Genomic DNA, 15576 nt, shown 5'->3' with positions numbered 1-15576 from the left:
ATATCAGTACTTGGTGGTGGCCTAACGCTTAACAGAGCAGTGGGCGAATTGCATTTTCGAAATTAACATCATGAATTTATTAATACCCACTGTTCCTCTGGAAGAGTGGGTTTTTTTTTGAAATAAATACTGGACAATCTCATCGTCATTACGGGCACGTACTAATGGCGTTAAGAAGAGAGGATTGAACATTAAAGCATGACCAAAAACGAATTTTTAAAACTCAGCAACACATATACGGCTATTCCGGTATACCGAAGGCTATTAGCTGATGTATTAACGCCGGTTTCATTGTTTCTGAATATTAGAGAAGGGGCAGATGCTCCATTTCTTCTTGAATCGGTAGAGGGAGGAGAGCAACTGGCTCGTTATTCATTTATTGGGAGGAATCCATATCAACAACTTGGGTATGACGGGGAATCAGTTAGTCTTACAAAAAGGGGTGAACATGTAGAGCTAGAAAAAGGGTATTTCGAAACGCTCAAAGAACTTACTACTGCCTACTCAGAGCCATTTATACCCGATTTACCCAGACTTACAGGAGGAGCAGTTGGATTTTCTGCTTATGATACGTTTCGACTGGTAGAACACTTACCAAATGTACCAGAAGATGAACTGGGCCTTCCCGAAGCTATTTGGTCATTTTATGATGAAATCTTTGCTTTCGATCATGTAAAGCATCAGGTTGTAATGATTAAAACCGTTTTCACAGAAGAGGTAGATGACCTAGAAGCAGCTTTTGATGATGCTCAAGCTTGCCTTGATAAGATGGAAGCTTCCGCAATGCATTCCGATTATTCAAGGCGGGACTTCCAAATATTTCCGGATTCCTTAAAAAGTAATCTTGACCCGGAATACTTTAAATCTATTGTAGAGAAAGGAAAGGAATACATTTACGAAGGGGATATTTTCCAGGTAGTACTTTCGCAACGGTTTGAAGCAGATATGGAAGGAGATTCTTTTATGCTTTATAGGGCACTAAGAATGGTTAACCCATCTCCATATCTATTCTATCTCGATTTTGAAGGTTTTACAATCGTTGGTTCATCTCCTGAAGTTTTGGTGAGCGTACAGAATAAAGAGGTAAGGGTTCTGCCCATTGCCGGAACCAGGCCCCGAGGAGAAACACATGAGGAAGACCTGGCCCTAGAAGAAGATCTGAAAGCAGACCCTAAAGAAGTTGCAGAGCATATCATGTTGGTTGATTTGGGTAGAAATGACCTTTCCAGAGTATGCGATGCAGGTACAGTTAAACTGGAAAGAAACCAGGTTATTGAACGGTATTCGCATGTAATGCATATTGTAAGTGATGTAGTTGGGCGTCTTCAGGATGGTATGACTTCGGTAGACGCATTAATGCAGGGTTTCCCTGCTGGCACGGTAAGCGGAGCTCCTAAAATACGAGCTATGGAAATTATCGATGAAATGGAACCCACTAAGCGTGGTATCTATGCAGGAGCGGTAGGCTATTTCGATTTTTCCGGAAATATGGACACATGTATTGCAATTAGAACCATGGTTGTAACCGGAAACAAGGTGTATATTCAGGCCGGAGCAGGTATAGTTGCAGATAGCAATCCACAAAAAGAATTTGAAGAAACTCAAAACAAAGCCGGAGCGTTAGTTCAGGCATTAAGCGTAGCACTAGATATTCAATGACAAAGAAGAAAACCATTCTATCAGGTATTCAGCCTTCAGGAAAGCTTCATATAGGTAATTATTTCGGAGCCATCCGACAGCATATTGCCATGCAGGATGAAGGCGATGCCTTCTTTTTTATCGCCAATTATCATTCTCTTACTTCTTTAAGAGAAGGAGAGGTTTTGTACCAGAATACGTTAGATGTAACACTGGACTACCTTGCTCTTGGATTAGACCCAAATAAAGCCACATTCTTTGCCCAATCAGATGTGCCTCAGGTTACTGAGTTAGCATGGATGCTAGGTACACTTACTCCGGTAAGTTTGATGGAGAAAGGTGTTTCTTATAAGGATAAGATCGCAGCTGGATTAAGCTCAAATATTGGATTGTTTACCTATCCAATCCTTCAGGCAGCTGATATTCTTATTTACCACTCGGATGTAGTACCTGTTGGAGAGGATCAGAAACAGAATATCGAGATTTGCAGGGATTTGGCAGGAAAGTTTAACCGAATGTACGATGGTGAATACCTCGTGATTCCAGAGGATTATATTGTTAAATCCGTTGCGGTAGTTCCAGGTACCGATGGCAAGAAAATGAGTAAGAGCTACGGGAATACCATTCCAATTTTTGGAGGAGGAAAAGCTTTTAAAAAGACCATAATGAGTATCCAAACGGACTCAACACCCCTTGAAGACCCAAAAGATCCTGAGAACGATAATGTTTTCGCTTTAATTAAGCTCTTTGCTGATAAATCCAGACAGGAAGTAATCGCTGAGAAATATCGAGTGGGAGGCTATGGGTATGGACATGCAAAAACTGAGTTATATCAAATGATAACAGATTATTTTGGTCCTGCATTAGAGAAAAGGAAAGAACTGGAAAAAGATCTGAGCTATGTAAAAGATGTACTTGCTGAAGGTGGAAAGAAAGCCAGAGAAAGGGCAGAAAGTGTGATGCAGCCAATAAGAGAAGTTACTGGAATCGTAAGGAGCTTTTGATGGTATTGATAATCGATAACTATGATTCTTTCACTTATAACCTGGTACATCTAGTAGCTGCTGAAACAGATGATTATCAGGTAGTAAGAAACGATGCGATGACCTTGGAAGAAATCAAGGCTCTGAATCCGGATAAGATTCTCATTTCTCCAGGTCCCGGCCGACCAGATAAAGCTGGTGTAACGGAAGAGATTATTCGTGAACTTGGACAAGAAACGCCAATATTAGGAGTGTGTCTAGGGCATCAGGCTATTGGTGAAGTGTTTGGAGCTAAAGTAGTTTACGCTCCTACCTTAATGCATGGTAAGGTGTCTAACGTAGATCATGATGGCAAATCTATTTTTGAGAATGTAGATGAAAACTTCGTTGCTACCCGCTATCATTCTCTGGTATTAGATCCTTCAACTATTCCTGATGATTTAGAAGTAACAGCTAAATCAGGAGAGGTCATAATGGGAGTTAGGCACAAAGAATTTCCAATAGAAGGAATCCAATTTCACCCGGAAAGTATTTTGACTACGGAAGGACCAAAAATGTTAAAAAACTGGTTAAGGCAATAATGACAATTAAAGAGATACTAGAAAAGCTTTCATTTGGAGAAGATCTTACTTCTGAAGAGGCAGAACTGGCATTAAACCTGATAATGAATGGGGAAGTTAGTTCTGAGCAGGTTGCAGGTTTCTTAACGGCTATGAGAATAAAGGGTGAAACCATTGATGAACTCACTTCCTTTGTTCGGGTAATGAGGAATAAATCCACAAAAGTAAATGTGGATGTTACCGGAGCAGTGGATTTAGTTGGAACAGGTGGAGATAAGTCCGGGACGTTCAATATTTCAACTGTTTCTGCGGTAATTACAGCTGGAGCTGGGGTTCCTATTATTAAACACGGTAATAGAAGTGCATCAAGCCAATGTGGGAGTGCAGATGTATTGGCTCAATTAGGAGCTAATATCGAATTGGGGGCTTCTGAGGTTGAGAAGGTTTTTAATGAAGTAGGCATGGCCTTTATGTTTGCTCCGATGTTTCACCCTGCTATGAAATATGTGATGCCGGCACGGAGAGCTCTTGGGTTCAGAACCTTCTTTAATATTCTGGGGCCACTTTCTAACCCTGCAGGTGTAAACCGTTATGTGATTGGGGCTTTCAGTAAAGATGTGGCCCAAAAAATGGTTCGCATTCTAGCTAAGTTGGACACCGAGTTTGCTTATACTTTTAATTCTTATGATGGGTTGGACGAAATCAGTACAACCTCAGACGCAGAGATTTTTGAAGTCAAAGATAGTGTAGCTTCACAAGCATTTTCATTTGCTCCCGAATCACTTGGATTCCAAAGAGTTGGGATGGATACCTTAACAGGGGGTACACCTGAATTAAATGCCGAAATATTCTCTGGTATTTTGAATAACACCGCTACAAATGCTCAAAAAGATATCGTGTTGCTAAATGCAACCTTTGCAATCCAGGCATCAGGAAAAGTGGATACCCTAAAAGAAGCTAAAGAACTGGCAATTGATAGCCTTGAATCCGGGAAAGCTAAAAAACTGTTCAAGAACTTTGTTGAAGCTACAAACAATGTTGAGGCCTAAACATTGAATATACTCGAGAAGATAGTAGAGCAAACTAAATCGGATCTTTCTAAACGAAAGCAAAAGATCTCTTTCAACGACCTGCATTCCTTAGAGGGTTATGAGAAAGAACGAATAGATTTTAAAAGTGCGCTTCAAAGAGATGGTGTATCTGTAATTGCTGAAGTCAAAAAGGCATCACCTTCAAAAGGAATCATTCGAGAAGATTTTGACCCATTGGATATAGCCCTGAGATATGAAGATGGTGGGGCATCAGCTATTTCTGTATTAACGGACGAACCCTTTTTCAAAGGAAGTCTCGAGTATTTATCTGCTATTTCAAAGCGAGTCCAGGTCCCGCTTCTCAGAAAGGATTTTGTTATTGATCCATTCCAGGTTAAAGAAGCCAGGGCATATGGAGCAGATGCAGTTCTGATAATCGTTGCTATCACCCAAGGCGATCAGCTCTACGAATTAATTGCATCTGCAAAAGAGTTTGGGCTTTCAGCATTGGTAGAATGCTATGACCAGGAAGATTTCGATCGTCTGAATTTTAATGAAATTGATATTCTGGGAGTTAATAACCGAGATCTAAAGTATTTCAATGTAGACGTTCATCGCGGGACATCCATCTTAAAACAGGCTCCTGATGGAACGGTATTAGTGTCAGAAAGTGGAATTTCGACTGGTGAGGACATCGCCCTTCTTCAAAAAGAAGGAATTCATTCAGTATTGATAGGAGAACACTTCATGCGTCAATCAGATCCCGGAAAGGCGGTTTCTGAACTATTAGAGCAAGGTCAGGAAGTGATTGAGCGAGGAGTAATTCATGGATAATCGGACTAAAGTGAAAATTTGTGGGCTTACAAATCTTGAAGATGCCCGGTTTGCTTCCGGAGCAATGGCCGATTACCTGGGATTTATATTTTATCCTAAAAGTCCGCGATATATTGAACCCGGTGAAGCTGGAGCTATCATCAATTGGTTAGAAGGCCCGGAAAAGGTAGGGGTTTTTGTAAATCAGTCGTTGGATGAAGTAAATCAAATAGCCAAAGAAACAGGGCTCGATTATGTTCAGCTTCATGGAAGCGAATCGGTAGAATATTGCCAATTGATTGATAAACCGATTATCAAAGTGCTTCATATTACTAGCGAAACCACTTCTGAATCCCTGAAAGAACAAGTAGCGCTCTATTCTGAAGTAGCTTCTTACTATTTGTTCGATTCAAAAATTGGAGATCAATGGGGTGGAACGGGAAAAACCTTTGACTGGAGTATCCTGAGAGACATTGAAAAAGTGCATCCATTCTTCCTCTCAGGGGGAATCACTCCCGAAAATGTAAAACAAGCTATCGAGACTGTTCAGCCATTTGGGATTGATGTATCGAGCGGGGTAGAGGAGGAGCCAGGCTTGAAAGATTTTGAAAAAATTGAACAATTAATGGAGGCTATAAGCGCTCTTGAATAATTAATTAAAGGTCATCCTGAGGTTACTACCGAAGGATCTTGACGGGTATTCGTCTAGATTCTTCGCTTTCGCTCAGAATGACATTTATGACTATGGAAACAACAGTACCAGAAACTAAAACCTACAATCAACCCAACGAAAGAGGATATTTTGGCGATTACGGAGGGAAATTCGTTCCGGAAATTCTCATTCCGGTGGTTCAGGCATTAGAAGAAGAATATCTTAAAGCTAAAGATGACCCTGAATTCCTGGCTGAATATCATGCTCTTTTGGAAGAATATGTTGGACGACCCACCAAACTCACCTTCGCAGATAAGCTTACGGAGCACTATGGAAAAGCCAAGATCTATCTAAAGCGAGAAGACCTTTGTCATACCGGTGCCCATAAAATCAATAATGCTATAGGTCAGATCCTTTTGGCGAAGCGAATGGGTAAGACCAGAATTATAGCCGAAACCGGAGCCGGACAACATGGTGTAGCTACTGCAACAGCTTGTGCTAAATTCGGGCTTGAGTGTATCGTATATATGGGTGCTGAGGATACCGAACGTCAGAAGTTGAATGTAGATCGCATGCAGCTTATGGGTGCGGAGGTTCGAAGTGTGCATAGTGGTTCAAAAACCCTCAAAGATGCTACTAACGAAGCCATTCGAGATTGGGTGACGAATCCGGAGGATACGTTCTATATCATTGGTTCTGTAGTAGGACCTCATCCATATCCGATGATGGTTCGGAATTTCCACAGAGTAATTGGCGATGAAGCCAAGCAGCAAATCCTGGAAAAGGAGGGAAGGCTTCCGGACTATATTATGGCTTGCGTTGGAGGAGGCTCTAATGCCATGGGGATCTTTTATCCTTTCATTAATGATGATATAAGGATCATTGGTATTGAAGCGGCTGGTTATGGGGTTGATTCCGGAAAGACGGCAGCGACCATCACCAAAGGAACTCCTGGTATACTGCATGGTTCGTTGAGCTACTTACTCCATGATGAAAATGGTCAGATTGAATTAGCCCATTCTATTAGCGCAGGGCTAGATTATCCCGGGATTGGTCCGGAGCATTCTTACTTACACGATTCAGAAAGAGTGGAATATCATTCAGTTACCGATGCGGAAGCAATGGAAGCAGTAAAGTTATTATCTCGAAAAGAAGGAATCATCCCGGCGCTGGAGACTGCTCATGCCTTTGCCTGGTTGGAACAGTTAATGCCAACAACAAGTGAAGACGAGATTGTTCTTATCAACTGTTCCGGAAGAGGAGATAAAGACATGAAGACTATTTCAGAGAATTTGTAACAGAATAAATAGTCATCCTGAGGCTACTGCCGAAGGATCTAGTCGAATACCCGATTAGATTCTTCGCTTTCGCTCAGAATGACCATGAGAAGAAATGAACAGAATCACTAAAAAATTTCAAGACAAAGGCTCAGGTGAGAAACTAATGAGCCTCTTTATTACGGCAGGATATCCTGATTTAGAATCAACCGTTGATCTTATCCTTGGCTTCGAAAAGGAAGGAGCCGATGTAATTGAGCTGGGAATGCCTTTCAGCGATCCGTTAGCCGATGGCCCAACCATTCAGTATTCCAGTGAAGTTGCCATCGCTAATGGCATTTCCATCGATAAGATTTTTGAGATGGTGCAGGAAATACGGAAAAGTTCAGAGATACCCATCATTTTGATGGGTTATATGAATCCGGTATTGAGATACGGGGTGTCAGAGTTTTGCAAAAAAGCTGGTGAGGCTGGAGCTGACGGTCTCATTCTTCCTGATATCCCTGTAGAAGAGAGTGGAATCATTGAGGCAGAAGCTATGAAAAATGATTTGCCAATTATCTATCTGGTCGCTCCTAATACCTCTGATGAAAGAATGAGATTAGCGGACCAGAAATCGGAAGGTTTTGTGTACTGTGTTTCAGTTACAGGCGTTACAGGCGCAAGAGATGGAAAAGAAGTTTCCGATTCCGTAAGCCGATTCATAGAGCGGGTAAATACGAATGTAACAAAGAATCCAAAAATGGTTGGCTTTGGTATTAAATCGTATGAAGACGCTCAGCAGATCGCATCAAATGCCGATGGCTTTATTGTTGGAAGTGCCTTAATTGATACCATTAAAAAAACGTACCCAGTTGAAAACTGGAAACAGGACGTTTTTTCTTTTGTACATTCACTGAAATTTGGAAAGTAATACCGATATGAGATCAAATATTATTTCTAGCTTATTTTTAGCGGCTATTCTTGTGCTAACAATATCATGTAGCGGAGACTATCGCCCGGTTGCTCAAGGGAACATACGAGAGTTTGTGGTAGTAATGGATTCCACAGAATGGAATAGTGAAACAGCCCAGGCCATTCGCGATACTTTTGGGAAAGCAGTATTTACACTCCCAAATCCGGAGCCATATTTCAATCTTACCTTCATGCCTATTCGGTCTACCCAACAACTTGAGCGCATTCGCAGAACAAAGAATATCATTTTTGCTTCACCTATTGATGCGGACAATAATGTTGGAAGGCAGGTTCGTGCTTTCCTAGATGACGGGGTAGAAGCAAGGGTAAGGAGCGGGGAGAGCTTTGCATTTCCTCTAGAAGATCAATGGTATAAAGATCAATACGCCCTTATCCTTTCATCATCTTCAGACTCAGCACTGGCTCAGAAAATCAAAAATTCAGAACTGGCTTTACTTAATAGTGCACTTCAGAAAGAGTTAACCCGATGGAACTACGATGTATATGAAAAGAAAGAGCAGGTTCAATATTCAGATTCGCTATGGGAAGATCATGGATTTAAAATTCGTATTCAGCACGATTATATTAAGAGTGTAGATACAACCGATTTTCAAACATATCGAAGATACCTTCCTGAAAACGACAGATGGATGTGGGTTTGGTGGAAAGACGGGGTAAATGATATCAGCTTTTTGGACGATACCTGGATTAATGCAACCAGAGATTCACTTCTTCAACAATACATAAAAGGTAGTACTACTGATCAGTATGTTTCTACAGAATATCGTCGTCCGGTAGAAACAACAACCTTCCAGGAAGGAAGATTGCTTGGTTATGAGACTTTGGGGACCTGGCAAATGATAAATGGTGCCATGGGAGGACCTTTTGTGAATTTCACCTATTATGATCCTGCTACAAGAAGGCTCTTCATGATTGAGTACACACAATTTGCCCCTGCTGTTCGTCAAAAGCTTCCTTTTGTACGTCAATTCAGAGCAAAGGGGCGTACATTCGAGAGTGATTCAACATGGACGTTAAGTAGTTCATAACTATTTGTGAGCAACAGACGAACATTCAGGGAATCGATCAAAAGGGCGCTTTCAGAGCGTAAAAAGGAGCATCGTTTTCGATCGCTTAAATCGCTATCTCCCATTCCGGGAACTTCGAGGATAGAGTTTAATGGCAAAGAGTACATCAATTTCTGTTCAAACGATTATCTCGGCTTAGCTACTCACCCGGAAGTAATAAGAAGATCAAAGGAATTTACAGCCAGATTTGGTACAGGATCAGGAGCTTCCAGACTCGTCTCAGGTAGCCTTGATATTCATCAGCAATTGGAAGAAAAACTAAGCACTGTTCTGGATCTGGATGCAGTACTGTTATTCAATTCAGGCTTCCAGGCAAATACAACCATTCTTTCTTCAATAGCAGGAAAGCGTTCTTTAATACTTGCTGACAAGAAGTGCCACAATAGTCTGATTCAAGGTGCCCTATTGAGTAGGGCAACATTCAAGAGATTCAGGCACAACGATTACGAACATCTGGAGAATATGCTCATAGAATCTAGATCGGAAGGGTATGACCAGATTTGGGTGGTATCAGAAACCGTTTTCAGCATGGATGGAGATCGATCGGATAGTATGAAACTTGTTGGTCTGTGTGAGAAGTATTCAGTAATGCTTTACCTGGATGATGCACATGCATTGGGAGTTTTGGGCGAGAATGGACTTGGGTTGAACTACAAACGAGAGGGAATAGAATTATCGCTAGGTACTTTCGGTAAAGCCTTTGGTGCTTTTGGAGCATTTGCGGGGTGTTCCCGGGATTTAAAGGATTACCTGATTAATTTTTGTCCCGGTTTTATTTATACCACCGCTTTGCCACCTTCAGTAATCGGTGCAGTTGATGCTGCCTTGGATTTAATTCCTTCAATGGATATTCAGCGCACTTTTTTAATGGAGAATGTGGCTTATTTGAAGGAAGAGCTCGCAAAAGCTGACTTCGAGACCGGAGTTTCAAATTCCCAGATTATCCCGATAATCATTGGTACAGAAGAAGAGACAGTAAAACTTTCGGTTTTCCTGGAAAGTCATGGATTCTTGGCTTCAGCAATTCGTCCACCAACCGTGGAGGCAGGAGCATCACGAATAAGGGTTACATTAACTACAAACCACACAAAAGAAGAAGTTGATCAATTAATAGAAGTTCTTAAGGCATGGAGAAACAGATAGAAATTCATGCTTATCACGGTTGGGGATTTGATTCAACATTTTGGACTCCTATTCAAAACCGACTACCTGAACACGTACTTTTAAAACCCGCCGATCGAGGATATTTCGGAGGCAGTTTTGAACCTGAATATGGAGTCGGTGTCAAAAGAAAGGTTTTATTTCTTCATTCCTATGGAGTGCATTGGTGTCCTCTAGAAAAGAGAGAAGAGGTAGATCTTATTGTAGTATTTAATGGCTTTGATAGTTTTCATCCTCTTAAAAACCCTGATAAATCTCGTTCAAAAAAAACGCTCAAGCTGATGGAGAAACAATTCAGGCAAACCCCCAGAGAGGTATTGACCGCTTTTTATAAGAATTGTTTTATAAAGAATGAGATTGCAAATCCCAGCTTACAATGGATGAATCAATCCATATTACGAAAGGATTTATCTGCACTACATAGTACAAAACTAAAGCTGTCCAAAAAGGAAAAAGCTAACTGGATAATCATCGACTCCAGTAACGACTTCATTGTTCCTGGTAAAAGAGGAGAAGAATTGTCGGTAGGTTTGAACTCAGCTTCTTATGAAGTGGTTCAGTCGGGAACTCATAGCTTACCGAATAGTAATCCCGGGGATTGTATCAAGATTCTAACAGACACTTTCCCTATTTTTGACAGGTAATGAACAGCATCGATCAGCAAGTTATACAGACGTCTCAGGTGAGGAAGAATTTTTCCGCTTCGGTAAGCTATTACCACGAACATGCAGTGATTCAGAAAAAGGTAGCAGAAGGGCTCATAGCTTCTATAAAGCCCTGGAAAGACATCATCCCTCCAGGTCCTGTTTTAGAAGTAGGATGTGGAACGGGCTTCGTTTCAGAGCATATTGTAAATGAATTCCCAAATCGCGAAATAGTAATTTCAGATCTGTCCGCAGATATGGTGGATTTTACTTCAAACAAGATTGGAAAAAGGGACGGGGTAGTTTTTGAAGTACTGGATGTAAATGATTTTAATATCCAGGAATACAAATACGCGTTGATTGTTAGTAATTTTGCTGCTCAATGGTTTGATGATCCGGCAACAGGACTGGATCGGTTAACAAAATCCTTAAAACCAGGTGGATTGCTCATTACTGCTTTTCCTGGAAATCACAGTTTCGCTGAGTGGTATGAATGTTGTCTTGAACTGGGATTACCTTTTACGGCCAATACCTTGCCTGATGTTGAGGAAGTAGTTGTTAAGCTGTCTCTTAATCCCGTTCAGATCGACTATTACGAAAATGATTTATATCAGGAATTTGAGTCCTCATTGGGTTTCTTTCAGCATCTTAAAAAGATTGGTGCTCATACATCGAAAACAGGTAAATCTCTAAATACAAAACAATTACGTCTGCTCACTTCATTTTGGGATAAAAAGAAAAATGGAGATGTTAAAGTGAAATGGCATGTGGTATATCTTGCAGTTAAAAAAGAAATGAGATGATCAATTTTCCTGGGCGATTTTTTGTGACTGGAACGGATACCGAAATCGGTAAAACAGTAGTATCAACAATGTTAATGTGCGGATTGGATGCTACTTATTGGAAGCCTATTCAGTCTGGACTGGAAGAGGAGACAGATACCCAGTTTGTTCAACGCGTTTCTGAATCGGGAAATGATCGGATTATTCCTGAAAGATATCGATTGAATACTCCAATGAGCCCTCATGCTTCTGCAGATATTGACGGAGTCTCTATTTCACTTTCAGATTTTGAGCTTCCCGAATTTCATACAAAGCACTTGATAGTGGAAGGGGCTGGAGGACTTATTGTCCCGATTAACTGGAAGGAAACCGTGCTCGATCTAATCGAAAAATTCAACATTCCGGTGTTGCTAGTGGCTCGTAGTTCGTTAGGCACGTTGAATCATACACTGCTCTCCCTGAAAGCTCTGAAAGATCGGGATATTGATGTATTTGGAGTTATTCTAAGCGGTGATATTCATGATAGTAACAGGGAAACGATTGCGCACTTTGGGAGAATACCTGTTTTTGAGCTCGAAAGACTTGAAGAAGTTAGTTATGAATCTCTGGATGGTGCTTTTAATGAGATTTTTGAATAGAAATATTTTTCGTCTTTTGGTTTACAAGACCGTTCTAGAAGTCCGTATTGATAAGGTCGAACCCACCCCTCAATCCCCTCCGCGGAGGGGAAGTTCGTTGTTCAGAATTTATTCAGGTTAAAGAGTTCCCCTCCACGGAGGGGAAAGGGGTGGGTTTCTTATAACTTGTATCTTAATTTATGTGTAATTATTTCCAGTTTCTTTGTCGAAATAACAAAAATTAAAATTGATATATGAGCAAGAATATTTGGCATCCTTTTACCATTATAAAGGGCAGTCCTGAGCCTCTAAAAGTATTAAAAGGGGATGGAGCTTATTTAGAGCTAGAAGACGGACGCAGAGTGCTTGATTGTATCTCAAGCTGGTGGGTGAATATGCATGGTCATTCCCATCCCGATATAGCACAAGCAATTTATAAGCAGGCAAAAACATTAGAGCATGTAATATTTGCTGGCTTTACCCATGATCCTGCGGAACAGTTAGCGGAATTAATAACTAATAAGCTTCCTAAAAACCTAAACAGGCTGTTTTACTCCGACAATGGCTCCACTGCCGTTGAAGTAGCTATGAAGATGGCATATCAGTATTGGAAGAACCTAGGAGAGGAGCGTAAGACCTTTATTTGCTTTGACGGAGCCTATCATGGAGATACCCTTGGCGCTATGTCGGCTGGAGAGCGATCTTTGTGGACAGAGGTATTTAAGGAGCTTATGTTCGATGTGGAGGTTATTCATTACCCCGAAACCTGGATTGGCGACAATGAAAGGGGAGAAAAAGAGGATGCCATTATTGAACACCTTGAGAATTTATTAGATGAAAACCCAGGTAAATACGCTGGTATTTTGATGGAACCTTTAATCCAGGGGGCAGGAGGGATGAGGATGTGTTCCGAGGAATTTCTACAAAAGGTACATTGGGTAAATCGTCAGTTTGATGTGCTGCTTATTTTTGATGAAGTAATGACCGGTTTTGGAAGAACAGGGGATTATTTTGCCTGTCTGAAGGCACAGGTTGAGCCGGATATTATTTGTCTAAGCAAAGGGATATCTGGTGGTTTTATGCCTTTGGCAGCAACAGTTTGCAGTGATGATATTTATGATGTATTTAATTCTGCAGACCCTATTAAAACCTTCTGGCATGGGCATAGCTATACCGGCAATCCATTAGGCTGTGCAGCAGGGGTAGCTTCCTGGAAACTGCTTGTTGAAAATGATTCTGTTTTTAAAAATATGGAACAGATTCATCTGAAGAATTTCGAACGGCTAAAGGATTTACCAAACCTGGAACACTTTCGAGTAAAAGGGACTGTTGTTGCTATGGATATTGTAAATGATGAAGAAGCTGGATACTTCAATACTGTTGCACAGGACATAAAAAAGAACTCTCTTGATTTGGGGTATCTGATAAGGCCGCTTGGCAATGTGCTATATCTAATGCCTCCTTATTGTGTATCAGAAGAAGAGTTGGATGGCGTTTATGATGCGATTATGGAGCTGGTCTCTTAGATTATTAAAATTCCAATGTCCAATGTCCAAATTCCATTTAGAGAAGCTCACTAGAATAAGTTGAGTGTTCCATTAATGATTAGAATTTGAACATTGATTAAAACTCATAATTCCTGAATTCAGGAGCTTTTCTGGCTTTGGTAAGTTGCTCAAAAGAGTAGGCGAGTTCAATGAGTTGCGGTTCGCTCCACGCTTTTCCAAAAAAGTTAATTCCAACTGGAAGACCATCAATATAACCCATTGGAACCGTGATGTTTGGGTATCCTGCTCTTGCTGCTGGAGAACTTGAAGAAAGTCCAAAATTATCCCCGTTCGTATGATCAGTTTTCCATGCTGGCCCGCCTGTAATTGATACAAAAGCATCCAGGTTATTTTCTTCCATTACTTTATCAATACCTTCGTCTCTGGTTTTCCTCATTAGATCGGCCAGAGCAGTTTTGTATTCTTTGGATTCTAAGTCACCTTTTTCATTGGCAGTGATTAGCAAGTTATGATCGAAGTATTTCATTTCAACAGGATCATTCATCGTTTTTTCAATAAGATCATCCATGTCAGTGACTTTCGCATTTTCTCCTAGAGAAGCAAAATAATGGTTTAATCCGTCTTTGAATTCATATAGAAGTACCTGGAAGGAGTCTCCACCTGCTCCGGAACCACCTATTTGATCAATTTCGATAAGAGTAGCTCCCTGAGCCTCTAGTAGCCGCAGATTTTCATTAAAAAGGGTATCTACTCTAAAATGCCTGTTTCTTGGCCCATTGAATACCCCAATACGTTTTCCTTCTAGTGCTCCTTCGTTTAAGAATTGAGTATAGTCAGTATAGAAATTTCCTTCGCTCTCAAGTGTTTTAGCATCCTTTTCATCAATTCCAATCATTGCTCCAAGAGCAATTGCAGCATCAGTCACAGTTCTGGTCATTGGGCCAGGGGTGTCTTGTGTGAATGAAATAGGAATAATTCCTGATCGACTTAATAGTCCAACAGTAGGTTTTATCCCTACGAGTCCATTCGCACTAGAAGGGCAGGTTATTGAGCCGTTGGTCTCAGTTCCGATAGCAATTACGGTTAAGTTTGCTGATGCAGAAGCCCCTGATCCGGCACTTGATCCACATGGGTTTCTGGTAATATCGTATGGATTCTTGGTCTGCCCACCTAAACCACTCCAGCCACTTGAAGAGAAGCTTGAATGAAAATTCGCCCACTCGCTAAGGTTGGCCTTTGCAATAATTACAGCGCCACTTTCTCTAAGTCTTTCAACAATAAAGGCATCCTGAAGAGGCATTGAACCTTCCATAGCACGGGCTCCCGCTGTATTTGGCATTTGATCATATGTGTCGATATTGTCCTTTAGAACTACGGGAATGCCATGCATTGGTCCGCGTTTATTTCCTGAAGCCAGTTCTTCATCTAACTGCCGAGCAATTTCAATGGCATCTGGATTAGTAGCTATGATAGAATTTATAGCAGGTCCGTTTTTATCTACAGCTTCAATTCTCTCTAAATATGTTGACACAACCTGTTCAATAGTAAAATCTCCATTATCAAATCCTTGCTGGAGTTCAGCGATAGTAATCTCCTCCAGACCAAGTCGCTCGTATTGGCTTGTAGAGTTTAATTCACAGTTAGAAAGAGTTAGAAGTAGCAGCAGTGATAGCGCAACAGAGAGTTTTTTCACAAGTCCGGGTTAGTTACAATTTTGAAGAATAAACTCACTTAGTGCTTGTGAATCAAGAAAGCCGGGGTTAAAAAATATTTTCGTTCACTTTCTGTCATGCTGAACTCGTTTCAGCATCTTAGTGATGCCTCAATACTTATTAGGGCTTATGATTGAACAGAGCCTTTTCTTAAGA

15 protein-coding genes are annotated in these 15576 nt (G+C 40.9%); 14 read left to right on the top strand and 1 reads right to left on the bottom strand.

Translation table 11 applies throughout. From position 1 onward, the window contains the following. Positions 1 to 198 precede the first annotated feature (198 nt). The 14 genes from trpE to bioA all read left to right on the top strand — a co-directional run bounded on the left by trpE (position 199) and on the right by bioA (position 13726). Positions 199 to 1659 (top strand): anthranilate synthase component I, encoded by a 1461-nt coding sequence (trpE, locus tag ED557_01650; protein ID RNC85502.1) that lies wholly within the window; start codon positions 199 to 201, stop codon positions 1657 to 1659. After that, positions 1656 to 2642 (top strand): tryptophan--tRNA ligase, encoded by a 987-nt coding sequence (trpS, locus tag ED557_01645; protein ID RNC85501.1) that lies wholly within the window; start codon positions 1656 to 1658, stop codon positions 2640 to 2642. Before trpE ends, trpS begins: the two co-directional genes overlap by 4 nt. Then, complete coding sequence (locus ED557_01640; GenBank protein ID RNC85500.1) at positions 2642 to 3202, top strand: aminodeoxychorismate/anthranilate synthase component II; 561 nt, start codon at positions 2642 to 2644, stop codon at positions 3200 to 3202. Before trpS ends, ED557_01640 begins: the two co-directional genes overlap by 1 nt. Beyond that, positions 3202 to 4230, top strand: coding sequence for an anthranilate phosphoribosyltransferase (gene trpD, locus ED557_01635; GenBank protein ID RNC85499.1), 1029 nt, complete (start codon positions 3202 to 3204; stop codon positions 4228 to 4230). Before ED557_01640 ends, trpD begins: the two co-directional genes overlap by 1 nt. A gap of 3 nt (positions 4231 to 4233) precedes the next feature. Continuing rightward, positions 4234 to 5046 (top strand): indole-3-glycerol phosphate synthase TrpC, encoded by an 813-nt coding sequence (gene trpC, locus ED557_01630; GenBank protein RNC85498.1) that lies wholly within the window; start codon positions 4234 to 4236, stop codon positions 5044 to 5046. Next, complete coding sequence (locus tag ED557_01625; protein ID RNC85497.1) at positions 5039 to 5677, top strand: phosphoribosylanthranilate isomerase; 639 nt, start codon at positions 5039 to 5041, stop codon at positions 5675 to 5677. The genes trpC and ED557_01625 overlap by 8 nt, the downstream gene beginning before the upstream one ends. 92 nt (positions 5678 to 5769) lie before the next feature. Next, positions 5770 to 6975 carry a tryptophan synthase subunit beta gene (gene trpB / locus ED557_01620; protein RNC85496.1) on the top strand — a complete coding sequence of 402 codons (1206 nt, stop codon included), beginning with the start codon at positions 5770 to 5772 and terminating at the stop codon, positions 6973 to 6975. A 94-nt stretch (positions 6976 to 7069) separates the two neighbouring features. Beyond that, on the top strand, positions 7070 to 7867 hold the full coding sequence (locus ED557_01615) for a tryptophan synthase subunit alpha (GenBank protein RNC85495.1): 798 nt from the start codon (positions 7070 to 7072) through the stop codon (positions 7865 to 7867). A 7-nt stretch (positions 7868 to 7874) separates the two neighbouring features. Continuing rightward, positions 7875 to 8957 carry a DUF4837 family protein gene (locus ED557_01610; GenBank protein RNC86139.1) on the top strand — a complete coding sequence of 361 codons (1083 nt, stop codon included), beginning with the start codon at positions 7875 to 7877 and terminating at the stop codon, positions 8955 to 8957. 6 nt (positions 8958 to 8963) lie between these two features. After that, on the top strand, positions 8964 to 10139 hold the full coding sequence (locus ED557_01605) for an 8-amino-7-oxononanoate synthase (protein RNC85494.1): 1176 nt from the start codon (positions 8964 to 8966) through the stop codon (positions 10137 to 10139). Continuing rightward, the gene (locus ED557_01600; protein ID RNC85493.1) at positions 10124 to 10801 is read left to right on the top strand and encodes an alpha/beta hydrolase; all 678 of its coding nucleotides are present in this window, start codon (positions 10124 to 10126) and stop codon (positions 10799 to 10801) included. The genes ED557_01605 and ED557_01600 overlap by 16 nt, the downstream gene beginning before the upstream one ends. Then, a complete protein-coding gene (locus ED557_01595; protein ID RNC85492.1) occupies positions 10801 to 11604 on the top strand; it encodes a methyltransferase in 804 nt (267 codons plus the stop codon). The genes ED557_01600 and ED557_01595 overlap by 1 nt, the downstream gene beginning before the upstream one ends. After that, positions 11601 to 12221, top strand: coding sequence for a dethiobiotin synthase (gene bioD, locus ED557_01590; protein ID RNC85491.1), 621 nt, complete (start codon positions 11601 to 11603; stop codon positions 12219 to 12221). The genes ED557_01595 and bioD overlap by 4 nt, the downstream gene beginning before the upstream one ends. A 233-nt stretch (positions 12222 to 12454) precedes the next feature. After that, the gene (gene bioA, locus ED557_01585; GenBank protein ID RNC85490.1) at positions 12455 to 13726 is read left to right on the top strand and encodes an adenosylmethionine--8-amino-7-oxononanoate transaminase; all 1272 of its coding nucleotides are present in this window, start codon (positions 12455 to 12457) and stop codon (positions 13724 to 13726) included. A gap of 97 nt (positions 13727 to 13823) precedes the next feature. On the opposite strand, the gene ED557_01580 is transcribed toward bioA, so the two are convergent. Further along, positions 13824 to 15401: an amidase gene (locus ED557_01580; GenBank protein RNC85489.1), complete on the bottom strand. Its 1578-nt coding sequence runs from the start codon at positions 15399 to 15401 to the stop codon at positions 13824 to 13826. Positions 15402 to 15576: the final 175 nt, after the last annotated feature.

It is taken from the genome of Balneola sp. (genome assembly GCA_003712055.1).
Taxonomy (GTDB): Bacteria; Bacteroidota; Rhodothermia; order Balneolales; family Balneolaceae; genus RHLJ01.
This window is presented reverse-complemented; position numbering and strand designations above follow the sequence as displayed.

Coding starts and splice junctions, on each gene's coding strand:
- trpE (RNC85502.1), top strand. CDS start 199: ATGACCAAAAACGAATTTTTAAAACTCAGCAACACATATACGGCTATT.
- trpS (RNC85501.1), top strand. CDS start 1,656: ATGACAAAGAAGAAAACCATTCTATCAGGTATTCAGCCTTCAGGAAAG.
- ED557_01640 (RNC85500.1), top strand. CDS start 2,642: ATGGTATTGATAATCGATAACTATGATTCTTTCACTTATAACCTGGTA.
- trpD (RNC85499.1), top strand. CDS start 3,202: ATGACAATTAAAGAGATACTAGAAAAGCTTTCATTTGGAGAAGATCTT.
- ED557_01625 (RNC85497.1), top strand. CDS start 5,039: ATGGATAATCGGACTAAAGTGAAAATTTGTGGGCTTACAAATCTTGAA.
- trpB (RNC85496.1), top strand. CDS start 5,770: ATGGAAACAACAGTACCAGAAACTAAAACCTACAATCAACCCAACGAA.
- ED557_01615 (RNC85495.1), top strand. CDS start 7,070: ATGAACAGAATCACTAAAAAATTTCAAGACAAAGGCTCAGGTGAGAAA.
- ED557_01610 (RNC86139.1), top strand. CDS start 7,875: ATGAGATCAAATATTATTTCTAGCTTATTTTTAGCGGCTATTCTTGTG.
- ED557_01600 (RNC85493.1), top strand. CDS start 10,124: ATGGAGAAACAGATAGAAATTCATGCTTATCACGGTTGGGGATTTGAT.
- ED557_01595 (RNC85492.1), top strand. CDS start 10,801: ATGAACAGCATCGATCAGCAAGTTATACAGACGTCTCAGGTGAGGAAG.
- bioD (RNC85491.1), top strand. CDS start 11,601: ATGATCAATTTTCCTGGGCGATTTTTTGTGACTGGAACGGATACCGAA.
- bioA (RNC85490.1), top strand. CDS start 12,455: ATGAGCAAGAATATTTGGCATCCTTTTACCATTATAAAGGGCAGTCCT.